Genomic DNA, 15,093 nt, shown 5'->3' on the forward strand with positions numbered 1-15,093 from the left:
GGTCAGTTCATCCAGAACTCGAGCGCCGCTTCCCGACCCAGCTCGCCTCCGCTGCCGGCGATCACCAGTCCGGCGGAGGTGAGCTTGTACGTCACGTCCTTGTTGGTGACGGTGAATCCGTTGCCGGTGGGGGTTGGATCGTCGAGTTCGATGGTGGCGCCGTCGCTCAGCCGCTGACCCTTGTAGTAGTAACGGCCGACTCCGGTTTCGCAGATGACGATTCGTGATCCGGTCGTGACGGCAATGGCGACGGCAGGATTGGTGGAGTTGCAACTGGGACCGCCGGAGATGAAGCCCTGACGGTCGGTGCCGGAGACGGTAGGCGCAGGACCGATCGAGGTCGTGACGCGTGGGGGTGTTGTCGTTCTCGGCGCTGTGGTGGGTGCACTCGGCGCCCGAGTCGTGGTCGTGGAGTACGAGTACGGCGTCGTGTAGGTGAAACTCCGCGAACTCGCCTCGTTCGCGGCGTTGCCGAAAGCGGCCGCGAGCAACCCGAAGAACGCAATCCACACCACCACGGCCAGGATGCCCAGTGCGGTGAAGATATAGCCGATGATCAGTCCGGCAAGAGCGAGTCCGTCACCTTCTTCGCCGGTTCTTTTGATCTGGCCGCGTGCGATGTGCCCGAAGACGATCCCCAACGGCGCGATGAGGAACGCGAAGACGAGAGCGAGTACCGCGAGCGTGTTCGTCGGCCGCCTGCCGTACGGATCAGGCTGCCCGTACGGAGCCGGTTGCCAATTCTGATTGCCCTGGTACCCGTACCCACCCTGATCGCTCATGAGGTGAATCTTGGCATGGACTTCCCCGAGAAGTGCAGGTGATGGCTAGTTTCGGGTGCGTGTCTCGAGTTGAGGTGCGATGGTCGGCCAGTCGTCGTCGGTCATCGCGAACAGTGCTGTTGTACGCCAACTGCCGTCGACGCGGCGTCGGTGCTTGCGCAGCAGGCCCTCGAACTGAGCGCCGAGCTTGGCGATCGCCGCCCTGGACTGTTCGTTGAACTCGTCCGTGTGCCATTCGACGCGTACGGCTTCGAGCTGGTCGAAGGCATGGCGAAGCAGGAGCAGTTTCGATTCGGGATTGATCCCGGTTCCCTGAACCGAGCGCGACAACCACGTGTATCCGATTGCAAGACTGCGGTTTACCGGGTCGATCTGGTACATGGACGTGGTGCCGACCACGGCGTTCGTCGCGATGTTCACCTGCGCGAAGGCGATCCGATTCGGGTCGTCGGTGGCTGCAGCGATGTACTTCTGTGCCTGTTCCCGATCGGTGATCGGCGCCGCGGTCCAGCGAAAGATCGCCGGGTCGTCGGCGGCCGCGAGCAGTGCGTCGGTGTGCGCGACGCTCAGGGGTTCGAGTCGTACTCGATCACCGGTCAGCGTCGGTGAATCGAACCATGATGCAGCCATCAGGCGTGCTCCCGTGAGTGAGTCGGAAGGTTGTTGTCGGAGTTGGCAATCTGATCGGTCCCGCCGGCAAGTGGATAGCGCAGTGGGACTCGCAGGAACAGGAAGAAGAACACGGCGAGCAGGATGACGTGGCCCCAGACGCTCGCCTGGACGACGGCCTCGTACTTGCTCGGATCGAGATTCATGTCCAGTTGGTAGAAGTACCGGAAGATGCCGATGCCCAACGCCGCATCGACGATCAGATAGGCGACGATCCAGAACCACCGGATCTTGAACAGAACGAGGAACGGCAGGATCCACAGCGTGTACTGAGGTGAATTGACCTTGTGCAGCAACACGAATCCGCACAGCATCGCGGCACTGACGGCAATCCACGGAAAGTAGCCTTCGCGGACGTAGCGACGCCAACCCAGATACATCGCGAGCGCGAACGACGCCAGGATCATGACCGGGGACAGGATGCTCACCAGTGCGTCGTAATCGGCGTTGAGTTCGCGAACTCCGAAACCGTAGAACGGTCGCAACCCCCAGAACCACAGCGAGTTGGTGGTGATGTCGGCGCTTCGCTTCTCCTGGAAGCTGAACGACGCGCGCCAGCCTTCGTACGAGATGAGGGCGAACGGCAGGTTGACGAGGACGACGGTGGCGATCGCCGCACCCGCCGTCATCAGCGCCCCACGAACGTCGTAACGCTTGCTTTCGGTGCCGCGTAGGAGCACGTAGGCCATGAGCGGCAGTACGAACATTCCCGGGTACAGCTTCAAGCAGAAGCCGATCGCCAGGATGACCGCCGCCAGAATCGCGCGAGTTCGTAGCGGGATCCGCTCGAACGTCATCAGGAAGATCGCGCCGACGCTGGTGGCTACTACCGGGAGCTCCCAGTTGTGGAATGCGTACAGGACCAGCGGCGGTGTTGCCGACCACACCAGCGCGTACGCGCCGCTCATCTTGCCGAGCATCCACGCCGTGAGCAGTCCGAAAGGAGCCAGGATCAGGGCCGAGTGCAGAAGGAAATCGGTGTCGGTGTGTGAGCCGATACCGCCCAGCCACATCAGAATTCCGCTGAGTACCGGGTATTCGACGGTTCCGCCGGTCAGGAATCCTTCGGGCGTTATCCCTCCGGTGACGAAGGGGAACAGATGCTGATCGATACCTCGTCCGAGCCAGAGCAACTGAATGTCGGAGTAGCAGACGTCGATGTTCTTGTTGACGTCGAAGTTCAGGCTTCGGCCGTCGGGAGCGAACGGTGCGCCGCCGCATCTGGCCTTGTTGAAATAGCCCAGCGCCATCGTCAGGCCGCACAATCCGACGACCAACGCCAGGATCGACGCCGGGGTCTTGCGGTCTGTTCGCATGATTCTCACCCTAGGGGGCGGAGTGGCTCGCGGGGCGACTCGTCTGCACCACGCGTCGCGTATCGACCTGGTGATCTTCCTCGAGGGGCGGGACGATTTCCCTGGTCAAGGCCCCTCGTGTAACCTACGAGGGTTGCTGACGCAACGACCCTCCTGCCACGGATAGTCCGTGGCCGTTTTCACTTAGTCCACAGGAGGTGATGAGGTCTTATGCGTCATTACGAATTGATGGTCATCCTTGACCCCAGCCTGGACGAGCGCACTGTCGCTCCTTCACTGGATACGTTCCTCAATGTTGTGCGCCAGCACGGCGGCACGATCGACAAGGTCGATGTCTGGGGTAAGCGTCGTCTCGCCTACGAGATCCTGAAGCATGCTGAAGGTATCTACGCGGTGATCGACATCAACGCCACTCCCGCCACCGTCGCTGAGCTCGATCGTCAGCTCGGTCTGAACGAGTCGGTTCTGCGCACGAAGGTTCTGCGCCACAACAAGTAATTACTGTCGGTAGCGAGCTCTACTCTCGCGCCCAACGGTCTTACATCAATGCAGGAGGAACCACATGGCTGGCGACACCATCATCACCGTCATCGGAAACCTGACGGCTGATCCTGAACTTCGTTTCACCCCGGCGGGTGCCGCGGTTGCAAACTTCACGGTTGCTTCCACGCCCCGCACCTTCGACCGTAATTCCAATGAATGGAAAGACGGCGATGCACTGTTCATGCGTTGCAACATCTGGCGCGAAGCAGCCGAGAACGTCGCGGAGAGCTTGACCCGTGGCTCACGAGTAATCGTGAGCGGCCGGCTCAAGCAGCGTTCGTACGAAACTCGCGAGGGCGAAAAGCGAACTGTCGTCGAGCTCGAAGTCGATGAAATCGGTCCTTCACTGAAGTACGCCACGGCAAAGGTCAACAAGGCCAACCGTGGTGGCGGCGGTGGAGGCGGCAACTTCGGCGGTTCCTCCGGCGGATCGGGTGGCGGACGTCCGAGCGCTGCACCTTCGGGTGGAGACGATCCTTGGGGCAGTGCGCCTCAGGCTTCGGGCTCCTTCGGTGGTGCGGGCAGCGACGAACCGCCCTTCTGATCCGTACCTGATCAGGAACATCCAGAAAAGAGCAAAGACATGCCGAAGCCGCCCTTGCGCGACAAGGTTATGAAGAAGAAGGTCTGCACCTTCTGTAAAGAGAAGAACACGCAGATCAACTACAAGGACACGACGTTGCTTCGTAAGTACGTCAGCGATCGCGGAAAGATCCGTGCTCGCCGTGTCACCGGCAATTGCGTCCAGCATCAGCGCGACGTTGCCATTGCCGTCAAGAACTCACGTGAGGTAGCACTGCTGCCTTACGCCACCGTGGCTCGCTAAGGAAAGGGAGGAAAGAACATGAAGCTCATCCTCACCGCTGACGTGGACAACCTCGGTGCGCCTGGCGACACCGTGGAGGTCAAGGACGGCTACGGCCGTAACTACCTGCTCCCCCGCGGACTGGCAATCGTCGCCACCCGTGGCGCCGAGAAGCAGGTCGAGGGCATCCGTCGTGCACAGGAAGCGCGCGCTGTGCGCGGCCTGGATCACGCCAAGGAGCTCAAGGCAGCTATCGAGGGCCTCGAGTCCGTAACGCTGACGGTCAAGACCGCCGGTGGCTCGGGCAAGCTCTTCGGTTCGGTTACCGTCGCTGACGTCGCTGCTGCGATCAAGGCTGCCGGTGGACCGGTTGTCGACAAGCGCTCCATCGTGTTGCCGAAGGCTCACATCAAGAACACGGGCAAGCACGCCGTGGTCGTGAACCTGCACCCCGATGTGGTTGCCAAGTTCAACCTGAACGTCGTCGGCGCATAGTCGACTGTTCGTCTCGTCGGGCCCCGCACACTTCGGTGTGCGGGGCCCGACGTTTTGTTTCGGGGTGCGGTGTGCCGCCTGTCAGCGTCCCGAATCGGACCTGGGGATAACTCTCACACTGTGATGTTCGACTTGGTGATCAGTGACGAATCGGGCGAGGCAACACGCCCGACACGCCGACGCGCCGACTGTGGAAAAACTATTTTCATCAACAGGCCTGTGAAATTGTGGATAGCCATCTACCTGCTCTTTTGTAGTTACTCAGCAAAGTAGTCCCCAAATGCTCCACAGGCGGTGCACACCGTGGGGCGGGAGTTTCCACAAAGCATCCACAGGTTTATCCACAGTCCGGTTTGTATGCGGACCTACTAGTCCCTAACGTCATCTCGGCGTCTATCTACAGCCCGGCCGAATGCGGCTAGGGGATGTCGGTGGGGGCAGGTACAAATGATGAGGGCGCTGCGGTTTCTGGCAGTGTCGTCGAGTGTTTTACGGGAAGGTCTCGCTTGTGGCTGTTGTAGATGATCGAGGACCTTCCGACTTCTCGGGGCCGGACTACCCGGGCCCTCCCGAGGCCGAGCCCGACCAGGAGTTCGGACGCCAGCCACCTCAGGACATGACTGCCGAGCAGTCGGTGCTCGGCGGCATGCTGCTGAGCAAGGACGCCATCGCTGACGTCCTCGAGGTACTGCGTCCGGGTGACTTCTACCGGCCCGCCCACCAGTCCGTCTACGACGTGATCCTGGACCTCTACAGCCGTGGCGAGCCCGCCGACCCGGTGACGGTCTCCGCCGAGCTCGACCGTCGAGGTGAGCTCCGCCGTATCGGTGGTGCTGCCTACCTGGTGACGCTGACCCAGACAGTGCCCACAGCCGCCAACGCCGCCTTCTATGCCGAGATCGTGGCCGAGAAGTCCGTGCTGCGTCGTCTGGTCGACGCCGGTACTCGCATCGTCCAGTACGGCTACGCCGGCACCGAGGGCCAGGACGTGGCCGAGGTTGTCGACCGCGCGCAGGCCGAGATCTTCGAGGTCACCGAGCGTCGAACCACCGAGGACTTCGTACCCCTCACCGAGCTCCTCCAGCCCACGATGGACGAGATCGACTCCATCGCCAGCCGCGGCGGAATTTCCCTCGGTGTGCCCACCGGATTCAAGGATCTCGACGAGATCACCAACGGCCTTCACGCTGGTCAGATGATTATCGTCGCGGCCCGTCCTGGTGTGGGCAAGGCGCTTGCCCTCGATACTCCCCTCGCGACGCCCAGTGGCTGGACCACGATGGGTGACGTTGCTGTCGGCGATCTGTTGATCGACAACCACGGCAAGCCGACGCGGGTTGTTGCCGCTACCGACGTGATGGTTGACCGTCCTTGCTACGAGGTCGAGTTTTCCGATGGAACAGTGTTGGTGGCCGACGAGCAGCATCAGTGGTTGACGGAGACGCGTGCTTCGCGCCGTTCAGCGCAGAACGCCAAGACAGGTTACAACCGCTATAAGAATCAAAAGACATTCGCAGAGGTCCGAACCACGGCGGAGATCGCATCGACGGTGCGATGCGCAACGGCGGATGGCCGCGTTAATCACTCTGTCGTGAATGCCAAGCCGCTCGACCTACCAACGCAGGATCTCCTTGTCCCGCCCTACACACTTGGCGCTTGGCTAGGTGACGGTTCTACTGCCTGCGCACAATTCACCACTGCTGATCCCGAGATCATCATGTTGATCGAGGCCGAAGGCCTGGTTGCAGTTCCGTCCAAGTCGGCGCATTTGCGCTACAGCCTTAAATTAGCCCCGGAAGATCCCGTCGCTCCGCGCGATTGCGTTGTGTGCGGAAAGAGCTTCGTGCCGTTCACCAGTCAGGTGCGAACGTGCGGTCAATCATGCGGCGGCAAAGCACGTTTCATGTCTGACCCTGTACCTGCGCCAACCTGTTCACACTGTGGTGGACCTTCGATCGGGCTGCGACTGTGCCAGAAGTGCCGCAATGAGTACGGCACGGTTCAAGGACGCCTACGTACGGTCGGTGTTCTGGGCAACAAGCACATCCCTGTCCAGTATCTCCGCGGGTCCGAGGCGCAGCGTCGTGCGGTTCTTGCCGGACTTCTCGATACTGATGGAACGGTGACTGCCGGAGGTTCCGTTCAGTTTTCGGTAACCAACGAGCGCCTCGTCCGCGACGCCCAGGAATTGGTAGTCAGTCTGGGCTACCGCTGCCACATGAGCACAAAACGAGTCAACGGTCGCACCGAGGCTTCGTCGACTGCATTCACCTTGACCTTCTCGACTGATGACGAAGTGTTCGGTCTTACGCGGAAAGCGATGCTGCACAAGGAGCGTCGAGCGAGTAAGAGCACTGCGCGCAGCGGATCGCGCTACATTGTCGATGTTCGGCCAATTGCGAGTGTTCCGGTTCGCTGCGTCGAGGTCGACAACGCCGACCACATGTACCTGGCCGGTCATTCGATGGTCCCGACGCACAATTCCACGCTCGGAATGGATTTCCTGCGTTCCTGCTCCATCACGCACGGCATGGCCAGCGTCATGTTCTCCCTGGAAATGAGCAAAACCGAGATCGTCATGCGTCTGCTGTCGGCGGAGGCAAAGATCAAGCTCGGTGACATGCGCTCCGGAAAGATGACCGACGACGACTGGACCAAGCTCGCGCGTCGTATGAGTGAGATCAGCGAGGCGCCGCTCTTCATCGACGACTCCCCCAACCTCACGATGATGGAAATCCGCGCAAAAGCGCGGCGGCTCAAGCAGAAACACGACATTCGCTTGATCGTCATCGACTACCTCCAGCTGATGAGCTCGGGTAAAAAGGTCGAGTCCCGTCAGCAGGAAGTCTCCGAATTCTCCCGTAGCCTAAAGCTTTTGGCGAAGGAGCTAGAAGTTCCGGTTGTCGCGATCTGTCAGCTCAACCGTGGTCCTGAGCAGCGAACCGACAAGCGTCCCCAGGTCGCCGACCTTCGTGAGTCCGGTTCCCTCGAGCAGGACGCCGACATGGTGATCCTGCTGTACCGCCCCGACGCGACCGAGCGAGACGATCCCCGTGGCGGTGAAGCGGACCTGATTCTGGGTAAGCACCGTAACGGCCCGACCGCGACAATCACTGTGGCGCACCAACTTCACCTGTCCAAGTTTGTGGATATGGCGCGAGGATAGAAGTGTGCCTGGAGAGTCCGGATTCAAATGACAGATTCCGGACCGACGCTCTGCGCACCGCCTTGTCGCCGCGACGCACAGCGGAGTTGCACTACGAGCGCTTCGCGCCGCCGACGAATTTCGATGGTCCTGTCTACGGCTCGAAGAGGTTCGAGGCGAAGGCGAGGCTTTCGGGGAGCGCTGCCCGCATCGTCTCGATATGACCGGTCGGATATGTGCGGAATGTGACTGGCTGGCGATTGGTGGCGAGTTCGGCCGCGAGTTTCAAAGCCAGCGGCGCCGGCACCATCTCGTCCGTCAGCCCCTGCCCGAGGAAGACGGGCCGGTCATACCCGGTCGTCGGGATCTCCAGCATGCCGCGAGCAGCAGCCAGCACCGCGGGATCGTCGAGGGGCCGGTTCACCAGATCGCCGATCGTGGTGTCGCCGAGACCCGATGCCATGTCCTGGTAGCAGTCGGTTTCGGCTCGGGCCAGGGCATCCGTGCCGCGTGGTGTCAGGTAGCGATCGATGTCGAGATCGGGTCGCGCCGCCCGGAGTCCGGCCAAGAGGTACGAGACGAACACGGTGCTGCCGGTCAGTGGCAAGCGGGGAAAGTCCGGCCCCACGATTGGTGCAAGGTTCTCCAGATTGGACGGCGCCCCGGTTGCGACCGCGCCCCGGTAGTCCAGTTCGGGTGCGTACCGTGTGGCGATCGCTGCCGTGACCATAGCGGCCTGCCCGCCCTGAGACTGTCCGAGTGCCACCCACCGCGGTGAGAGCGACGGTTCGACCGCATGCGCGGCACGCACCATGTCGATCACGCTGTGCGCCGCCGACGGTCCGTCCAGGTACGCGTGGGTTCCCGGCGTGCCGAGTCCCACGTAGTCGGTCGCGACGATCGCGTAGCCCTGCGAGAGCCAGTTCGTGAGGTATGGACTGCCGACGGTCCCGGTCACGGTGGGTGCGCACTGGTCGGAAATACCTACAGTGCCGTGAGCCCACGAGATGACCGGCCAGCCGCCTTCGGGTGGATCGCCGGGGGGCAGGAAGAGCGCGCCCGTACTCAACGCGGGCCGGTTCAGCGGTCCCGTAGACCAATAGGTGAGCTTTGATGCGTTGGCGGCGCCGGGAATCCAGAAGGAGTGCGGCAGGGAAGTTGCCGCGGTCACTGTGCCCGGCGTCGTGATTGGCGACGGTTCCTGCGCGCGGACGGGCGCGGTCGAGACGGCCGCGGAGGCGAGTGCGATCACCATCAATGCTTGGCTGAGTCGTCGTCGGATCATTGCATCGCTCCCCGGGTTCATCCGCGTGTACGCCGACTACCATTCTGCGCGAACCGGAGGTGCAGGTATATCGGTTCGACCATCTTCGGTTGCCGTTCCTCGTTCGAGGGGGCAGTTGATTATTCGAGACGCACACGGGCGCAGCGGAGTTCGTGCTTCATTGCCATGGTAGTGGGGGTGGATCCGTGGGCTTGAGAGAGTAGTCGGGGGAGTTGGTCGCAGCGCCGACGTGGCTGGTGGTTGTCGCGATGATCCCGATCCTACTGGCCCTGCTGACGATGCTGGCACTACCGAGACAGCTCATTCAGTCGTTCATCGACGGCGCTTTTGAAAATGTTGAACTTTCTGATCGCTGAGCAGTTTGGCGGGTCGCCGATCACACGCTGTTGCCGCGAGCAGGCACGGAGCCTGCGCGAACGTGCTAGAAGAGGCGGTCAATGTTTCGTTGCTTCAACGACGGCTGAAGTAGGGCGTGACATAAGCGATGTCAGGCTGGTGAAATGTGAGGCCGGGTGGCCCGCCCTTCGGGCGCTCGGCATATTTGCCGCCTTCGCGACTACATCCGTTGTCGCCGAACCGAGACGATAGTCACCCACTTGGTAGGTGCGAGGTACCGGGAGCGGCGCGATTCTGCGGCTTCGGCAGACATTTTCCCGTGGATCGACCGCCGGATAATCCTGACACTGCGTACCGCTTTGATCGCGCCGCACATAACGAAGCCGTCACTCCCAGAGCTGACCGAATGGACGGCGGTGACTTATCTGCTGCTGGGGTTCTTCGCAGTTGTAGATAAACTCACATTTACCCGGAAGTTCAGCGACAAATGTCGCGTCAAGAGTCTTTCAGTCAGGAAGTGATCGGAATCGTTGTCGTACCAGCACTTCGGAGGGTGGGAATGGTTGCTGCGCTGATGACGGCGCCGACGAGGGCGATCGCTCCGAGCACGAGGTAGGCGTGGGCGTAGCTCCCGGTCCAGGTGGAGAGCACGGTGCCGGCCCACGGAGCCAGGGCCATGACGATGACGATCGGTGCGGACATGAGCCCGTTGAGGCGCCCGTAGTGTTCGAAGCCCCAGCGGTCGGCGACGGCGGTGGCTTGAATCAGGGTGAAGATGCCGCGGACCAATCCGGCGCCGATGGCGATGCTGACCAACGCCGCCGCCGAGTTCGCCAGACCTAACCACGCGGTGCTCAGGGCAGCAATGACGATGACCGATACCGTGCGCACGCGGACACTGGTTTTCGCTGCGAGTGGTAGGTAGAAGACGCGACCGATGACCTGGCCGGCGCCGCCCAATCCGAGAGTGAGTGCGGCGAGGCTGGGACTGAAACCGCGTTCGATCAACAAGGGTACGAGGTTGAAGACGCCGGCGGATGCGGCGAAGGCGGCTGCAGCGAGGGCGACGATCAGAGCAAGAAATGCAAGGCTGCGGGAGGTGCGGTGGTAGTCGCCGGGCTGCGCGTGGGGTAGCCGGATCGGGTCGGGCCACCCGCCACGCAAACCCCAGAGGTGTCCGGGGATTGTGATCACGGCCAGTATGACCGCGAGGACCAGGTAGGTTGTGCGCCAATCGAAACGATCGGCCAGAGCGACAGACAGTGGTGCGAAGACGGTACTGGCCAGCCCCGCGGCAAGAGTGAGAATCATCAACGCTTTGACGTAGTTGTCGCCGTACCAGCGGGTCAGGGCCGCGAATGCCGGCGGATACAGCACCGCGCCCATCGCGATACCGGCAATCATCCACCCTGCGAAGAAGATCGGGAGGGTATGAGCTGTTGCGATAACCACCAGTGCGGGTACCGCGAGCACGGAACCTGCGGTCATCACCCATCTCGGGCCGCGGCGATCGAGGATCCGCCCGACCGGAATGCCGACCACCGCGGCGACGAGCTGACTGACGGAGAACGCCGCCACGATCACAGCGCTCGACCACCCGGTGTCGCGGGAAATAGCCACCGACAGAACGGGAAACGCGTAGTACAGGATTCCCCAGCTGGTGATTTCGGTCAGACACAGCGCCACCAGGACCCGCCGCAGCCCCGAAGGATCGAGGCTGACTGGGCGCTGCGGCGGATCCTCGATGGTCGTCATCAGCTCAGCGCTTTATCCGCAGGAGTTGGAGCTGGCGGCACCGGACAGAGAGATCAGCTGCGGAGCGGGAGCGGCGCAGCAACCGCCTTCGGCTTCCGCGGTGTCGGGTTCGTCGAAAACGCCTGCACCACCGCAGACTCCGGTCTCGGGGAGGATCAACTCCACCCGCGCAGCGGCTTCGTGGTCACCGGCCAATTCGGCGGCGATGCTGCGCACCTGCTCGTAGCCGGTCATGGCCAGGAACGTCGGTGCGCGGCCGTAGCTCTTCATCCCCACCAGGTACACGCCGGGCTCGGGGTGACGAAGTTCTTTTGCGCCGTGCGGATACACGGTGCCGCAGGAGTGGATGTTCGGGTCGATCAACGGAGCGAGTTGCGTCGGCGCCTGCAGTACCGGGTCGAGGCCGAGGCGGATTTCCGAGAGCCAGGACAGGTCGGGACGGAAGCCGGTGAGCGCGACGACGTTGTCGACGTTCTCGATCTGAGTGCCGGCGTCGGAGACAAGTGCAATCTGTCCGGTTGAGGCTGGCTCCACGGCTGCGGTGCGGAAACCGGTGACGACGGTGAGAAGCCCGTCGTCGACGGCCTTCTTCGCACGTAGTCCGAGGGCGCCGCGAGCGGGCAGTTCGTCGGATTCGCCGCCGCCGAACGCGGAACCGACATTTCCCCGGCGAACAGCCCACGTGATCCGGGTTCCCGGAGCTTCCGATTCGAGGCCCGCCAACGCGACGATCGCGGTCAATGCGGAATGGCCGCTGCCTGCGATGACAGTGTGCTTGCCGGCGAACTGGGCACGCACTGCCGCGTCGTCGAGATCAGGCACACGGTAGGTGATCGCGGTTGCGGCAGCCCTCTCGCCGAGGGCGGGGAGTCCTTCCCCGCCGAGCGGGTTCGGGGTGCCCCAGGTGCCGGACGCATCGACGACGGCCTGAGCGAAGACGCGGTCCTCGCTGCCGTCGCCGCCGCGCAGGTGAATGGAGAGAGGTTCGGTATCGCGGCCGGCATCGACGACCAGGTCGCGGCCTCGTCGGGCAACGCCGATCACCTCGGTGTCGAACTGCACGGCATCACCGAGGGCCGCGGCGAGGGGTTCGAGGTAGAGCTGTCGCCACTGCTGTCCGGTCGGGTACGCGTCTCCGTCGGGAGCGCTCCACCCGTTCTGCTCGAGGAGGAGGCGGGCAGCCGGGTCGACCAGCTCTGACCAGCGGGAGAAGAGCCGGACATGATTCCATTCGGCGATCGCCGCACCGGCGACTGCGCCTCGCTCGAACACCAGCGGCGTGAGTCCTCGTTCGCGCAGTTGCGCGGCGGCGGCGAGGCCGATCGGTCCGGCTCCGATCACGACAACGGGTAGTTCGGTCATCACAATTTCCTTTCATCGACAACAATCGATCTTTAATTAACTGTATCGACAACGATCGATGAAGGCAACCATCGACGAAGGTCGATATAGTGGGTGCATGACATCGCTGCAGACCCCGACAGTGCGCGTCGGCGATTCGGATCAAGGCTGGATCGACTCGAACGTGCTCGAGCAGGCTGACGCCGACACTTACGCACAGTGGTTCGCGTGCCTGGCCGAACCGATGCGGGTGCGGCTGCTGCACCGCGTCGCGAGCGCTGCCGGCGGGATCACGATCGGGGCTCTCGCCGAGGCGTTGGGGATCGGGCAGCCCACGGTCTCCCACCATGTGCGCAAGCTCGCCGACGTGGGATTCGTCAGCCTGCGCAAAGAGGGGACCAGCACCGTTGTCGCGATGAATCCGACGTGCTGCGTCGCTTTGCCGCAAGCTGCCGACATCGTGATGGGAGTTCTCGCGCCGCGGCCGTGCTGCCCGAGCGATCTTCCCGGCGACGTCGCCGTCCGGGTCATGTCCGATGACGACTGGGACGCCGTTCTGCGGATCTACGGCGAAGGAATCGCCACGCGCAACGCCACTTTCACGACCGAAGTCCCCAGCCGGGAGTACCTCGATGCGCTATGGCTGCCGAACCATCGCTGGGTCGCCACCATCGACGATGTCGTCGTCGGCTGGGCGGCCCTGAGTCCGGTGTCCGGGCGGGACTGCTACCGCGGAGTCGCCGAAAACTCCGTCTACGTCGCCGACGGGATGCGCGGGCGAGGGATCGGAAAAGCGTTGCTACGCAAGCAAGTCATGGCAGCCGACGCAGACGGACTCTGGACGCTGCAGACATCGATCTTCCCCGAAAATCGTGCCTCGGTCTCACTGCATCACTCGGCAGGTTTCCGCACCATCGGGATCCGGGAAAAGATCGCCCAACTCGACGGGATCTGGCGCGACACGGTCCTGCTCGAACGGCGATCAGCGGCTGGCCCCACCTGAGGTTCCCTGACGTCGGTAGTGCTCACTACGGCATCCGAGTGCGGTCAACGTGTGCTGGAAGTACGCATCTTCCGGTTGCGGGTTGATTCGAAAACTGTCAATATCGAAGCATGTCGAATCAAGACTTGCCGGATTCCGGTGCCTGCTGCTCGCCGCTGGTTCGTGAACCGCTGACCGAGGACTGGGCCGGCGACCTGTCTCGGATGTTCAAAGCGCTCGGCGATCCGGTTCGCCTGCGGCTGCTCAGCTTGGTGGCAAGCCACGAGGGCGGTGAAGCCTGCGTCTGCGACATCTCGGATACGTTCGACCTGTCCCAGCCGACGATCTCGCATCATCTCAAAGTGCTGCGCCAGGCCGGACTTCTCGACTGTGAACGCCGCGGCACCTGGGTGTACTACTGGGTGATTCCCGCTGCACTGCAGCAACTCTCGGCCGTGCTCCTGGTCGAAGGCTCCACCGTGACCGCAGCGGACGCGTGCGCGGAGGTCACTGCATGAGCAACACCGCTGCCACCGCCGAACACCCCGCAGTCGTCGGAAAACTCTCCACCCTCGACCGCTATCTGGCGGTCTGGATCGGCGTGGCCATGGTCGTCGGCCTGCTGCTCGGACGCTGGGTCCCCGGCGTGAACACTGCCCTGGACAAGGTGCAGATCGACGGCATCTCGTTGCCGATCGCCCTCGGCCTGCTGATCATGATGTACCCCGTTCTGGCGAAGGTCCGCTACGACCGCCTCGACACGGTCACCGGAGACAAGAAACTCCTCGCGGGCTCGCTGTTCCTGAACTGGGTTCTCGGCCCGGCGCTGATGTTCGCCCTCGCTTGGCTGTTCTTGCCCGACCTGCCGGAATACCGAACCGGTTTGATCATCGTCGGTCTCGCTCGCTGCATCGCGATGGTGATCATCTGGAATGACCTGGCCTGCGGAGACCGCGAAGCCGCCGCCGTTCTGGTCGCCATCAACTCGGTGTTCCAGGTGATCATGTTCGCCGCGCTCGGTTGGTTTTACCTCTCGGTCCTGCCGGGGTGGCTCGGCCTCGAACAGACCACCATCGACACCTCGCCCTGGCAGATTGCGAAATCGGTCCTGATCTTCCTCGGTATCCCGCTGCTGGCAGGTTTCCTGTCCCGCTTCTTCGGCGAACGCGCAAAGGGCCGCGACTGGTACGACAACAAGTTCATCCCCAGGATCAGCCCGTGGGCGCTCTACGGTCTGCTGTTCACCATCGTCGTGCTCTTCTCGATGCAGGGCGAACAGATCACCTCCCAGCCCTGGGATGTCGTTCGGATCGCGTTGCCGCTGCTGGCGTACTTTGCACTCATGTGGGGTGGTGGCTACATCCTCGGCGCCACAATCGGATTGGGCTACGAACGCACCACGACCCTCGCATTCACGGCTGCGGGCAACAACTTCGAACTCGCGATCGCCGTCGCCATCGCCACCTACGGAGCCACCTCGGGGCAAGCGTTGGCGGGTGTTGTCGGCCCGTTGATCGAGGTACCGGTGCTCGTCGGCTTGGTGTACGTCTCCCTTGCTCTACGCAAACGCTTTGCAGTCAAAGAGATTTCACCCGCGCCCACCGCTACGTAAGTCCACGGCCACGATCGGCAAGCCCAG

14 protein-coding genes are annotated in these 15,093 nt (G+C 62.7%); 8 read left to right on the forward strand and 6 right to left on the reverse strand.

From position 1 onward, the window contains the following. Positions 1-2: 2 nt before the first annotated feature. The 3 genes from ACFWAD_RS03600 to ACFWAD_RS03610 are packed head-to-tail and all read right to left on the reverse strand — an operon-like array spanning position 3 to position 2,767. Entirely contained in the window at positions 3-782 is a 780-nt protein-coding gene (locus ACFWAD_RS03600; protein ID WP_378541426.1) for a DUF4190 domain-containing protein, read from the reverse strand. A gap of 45 nt (positions 783-827) precedes the next feature. After that, positions 828-1,412, reverse strand: coding sequence for a GNAT family N-acetyltransferase (locus ACFWAD_RS03605; RefSeq protein ID WP_378541428.1), 585 nt, complete (start codon positions 1,410-1,412; stop codon positions 828-830). After that, complete coding sequence (locus ACFWAD_RS03610) at positions 1,412-2,767, reverse strand: glycosyltransferase family 87 protein (RefSeq protein WP_378541430.1); 1,356 nt, start codon at positions 2,765-2,767, stop codon at positions 1,412-1,414. Before ACFWAD_RS03610 ends, ACFWAD_RS03605 begins: the two co-directional genes overlap by 1 nt. Before the next feature lie 210 nt (positions 2,768-2,977). Here ACFWAD_RS03610 and rpsF point away from each other — a divergent pair, with 210 nt between their 5' ends. From rpsF to dnaB, 5 genes are all read left to right on the forward strand, one after another. Beyond that, positions 2,978-3,265 carry a 30S ribosomal protein S6 gene (gene rpsF, locus ACFWAD_RS03615; RefSeq protein ID WP_003941237.1) on the forward strand — a complete coding sequence of 96 codons (288 nt, stop codon included), beginning with the start codon at positions 2,978-2,980 and terminating at the stop codon, positions 3,263-3,265. A 64-nt stretch (positions 3,266-3,329) separates the two neighbouring features. Then, positions 3,330-3,854, forward strand: a complete 525-nt coding sequence (locus ACFWAD_RS03620) for a single-stranded DNA-binding protein (protein WP_003941248.1) — start codon at positions 3,330-3,332, stop codon at positions 3,852-3,854. 39 nt (positions 3,855-3,893) lie between these two features. Beyond that, the gene (gene rpsR / locus ACFWAD_RS03625) at positions 3,894-4,136 is read left to right on the forward strand and encodes a 30S ribosomal protein S18 (RefSeq protein ID WP_003941245.1); all 243 of its coding nucleotides are present in this window, start codon (positions 3,894-3,896) and stop codon (positions 4,134-4,136) included. Between the two features lie 18 nt (positions 4,137-4,154). Beyond that, the gene (gene rplI, locus ACFWAD_RS03630; RefSeq protein ID WP_007735531.1) at positions 4,155-4,610 is read left to right on the forward strand and encodes a 50S ribosomal protein L9; all 456 of its coding nucleotides are present in this window, start codon (positions 4,155-4,157) and stop codon (positions 4,608-4,610) included. A 508-nt stretch (positions 4,611-5,118) separates the two neighbouring features. Beyond that, a complete protein-coding gene (gene dnaB, locus ACFWAD_RS03635; protein ID WP_378541433.1) occupies positions 5,119-7,776 on the forward strand; it encodes a replicative DNA helicase in 2,658 nt (885 codons plus the stop codon). Between the two features lie 133 nt (positions 7,777-7,909). Here the strand turns inward: dnaB and ACFWAD_RS03640 are convergent, their stop codons facing one another. The 3 genes from ACFWAD_RS03640 to ACFWAD_RS03650 form a co-directional block, all read right to left on the reverse strand. Continuing rightward, entirely contained in the window at positions 7,910-9,040 is a 1,131-nt protein-coding gene (locus ACFWAD_RS03640) for a lipase family protein (RefSeq protein WP_378541435.1), read from the reverse strand. A gap of 846 nt (positions 9,041-9,886) precedes the next feature. Further along, entirely contained in the window at positions 9,887-11,131 is a 1,245-nt protein-coding gene (locus ACFWAD_RS03645; protein WP_378541437.1) for an MFS transporter, read from the reverse strand. 12 nt (positions 11,132-11,143) lie between these two features. After that, positions 11,144-12,493 carry an NAD(P)-binding domain-containing protein gene (locus ACFWAD_RS03650; protein ID WP_378541439.1) on the reverse strand — a complete coding sequence of 450 codons (1,350 nt, stop codon included), beginning with the start codon at positions 12,491-12,493 and terminating at the stop codon, positions 11,144-11,146. Positions 12,494-12,590: 97 nt separating this feature from the next. Here ACFWAD_RS03650 and ACFWAD_RS03655 point away from each other — a divergent pair, with 97 nt between their 5' ends. The 3 genes from ACFWAD_RS03655 (at position 12,591) to arsB (ending at position 15,066) form a co-directional block, all read left to right on the forward strand. Beyond that, positions 12,591-13,475, forward strand: a complete 885-nt coding sequence (locus tag ACFWAD_RS03655; RefSeq protein WP_378541441.1) for a helix-turn-helix domain-containing GNAT family N-acetyltransferase — start codon at positions 12,591-12,593, stop codon at positions 13,473-13,475. 110 nt (positions 13,476-13,585) lie between these two features. After that, on the forward strand, positions 13,586-13,972 hold the full coding sequence (locus ACFWAD_RS03660; RefSeq protein ID WP_378541443.1) for an ArsR/SmtB family transcription factor: 387 nt from the start codon (positions 13,586-13,588) through the stop codon (positions 13,970-13,972). After that, complete coding sequence (gene arsB / locus ACFWAD_RS03665) at positions 13,969-15,066, forward strand: ACR3 family arsenite efflux transporter (RefSeq protein WP_378541445.1); 1,098 nt, start codon at positions 13,969-13,971, stop codon at positions 15,064-15,066. The genes ACFWAD_RS03660 and arsB overlap by 4 nt, the downstream gene beginning before the upstream one ends. Positions 15,067-15,093: the final 27 nt, after the last annotated feature.

It is taken from the genome of Rhodococcus sp. NPDC059969 (assembly GCF_042738325.1).
GTDB lineage: Bacteria > Actinomycetota > Actinomycetes > Mycobacteriales > Mycobacteriaceae > Rhodococcus_F.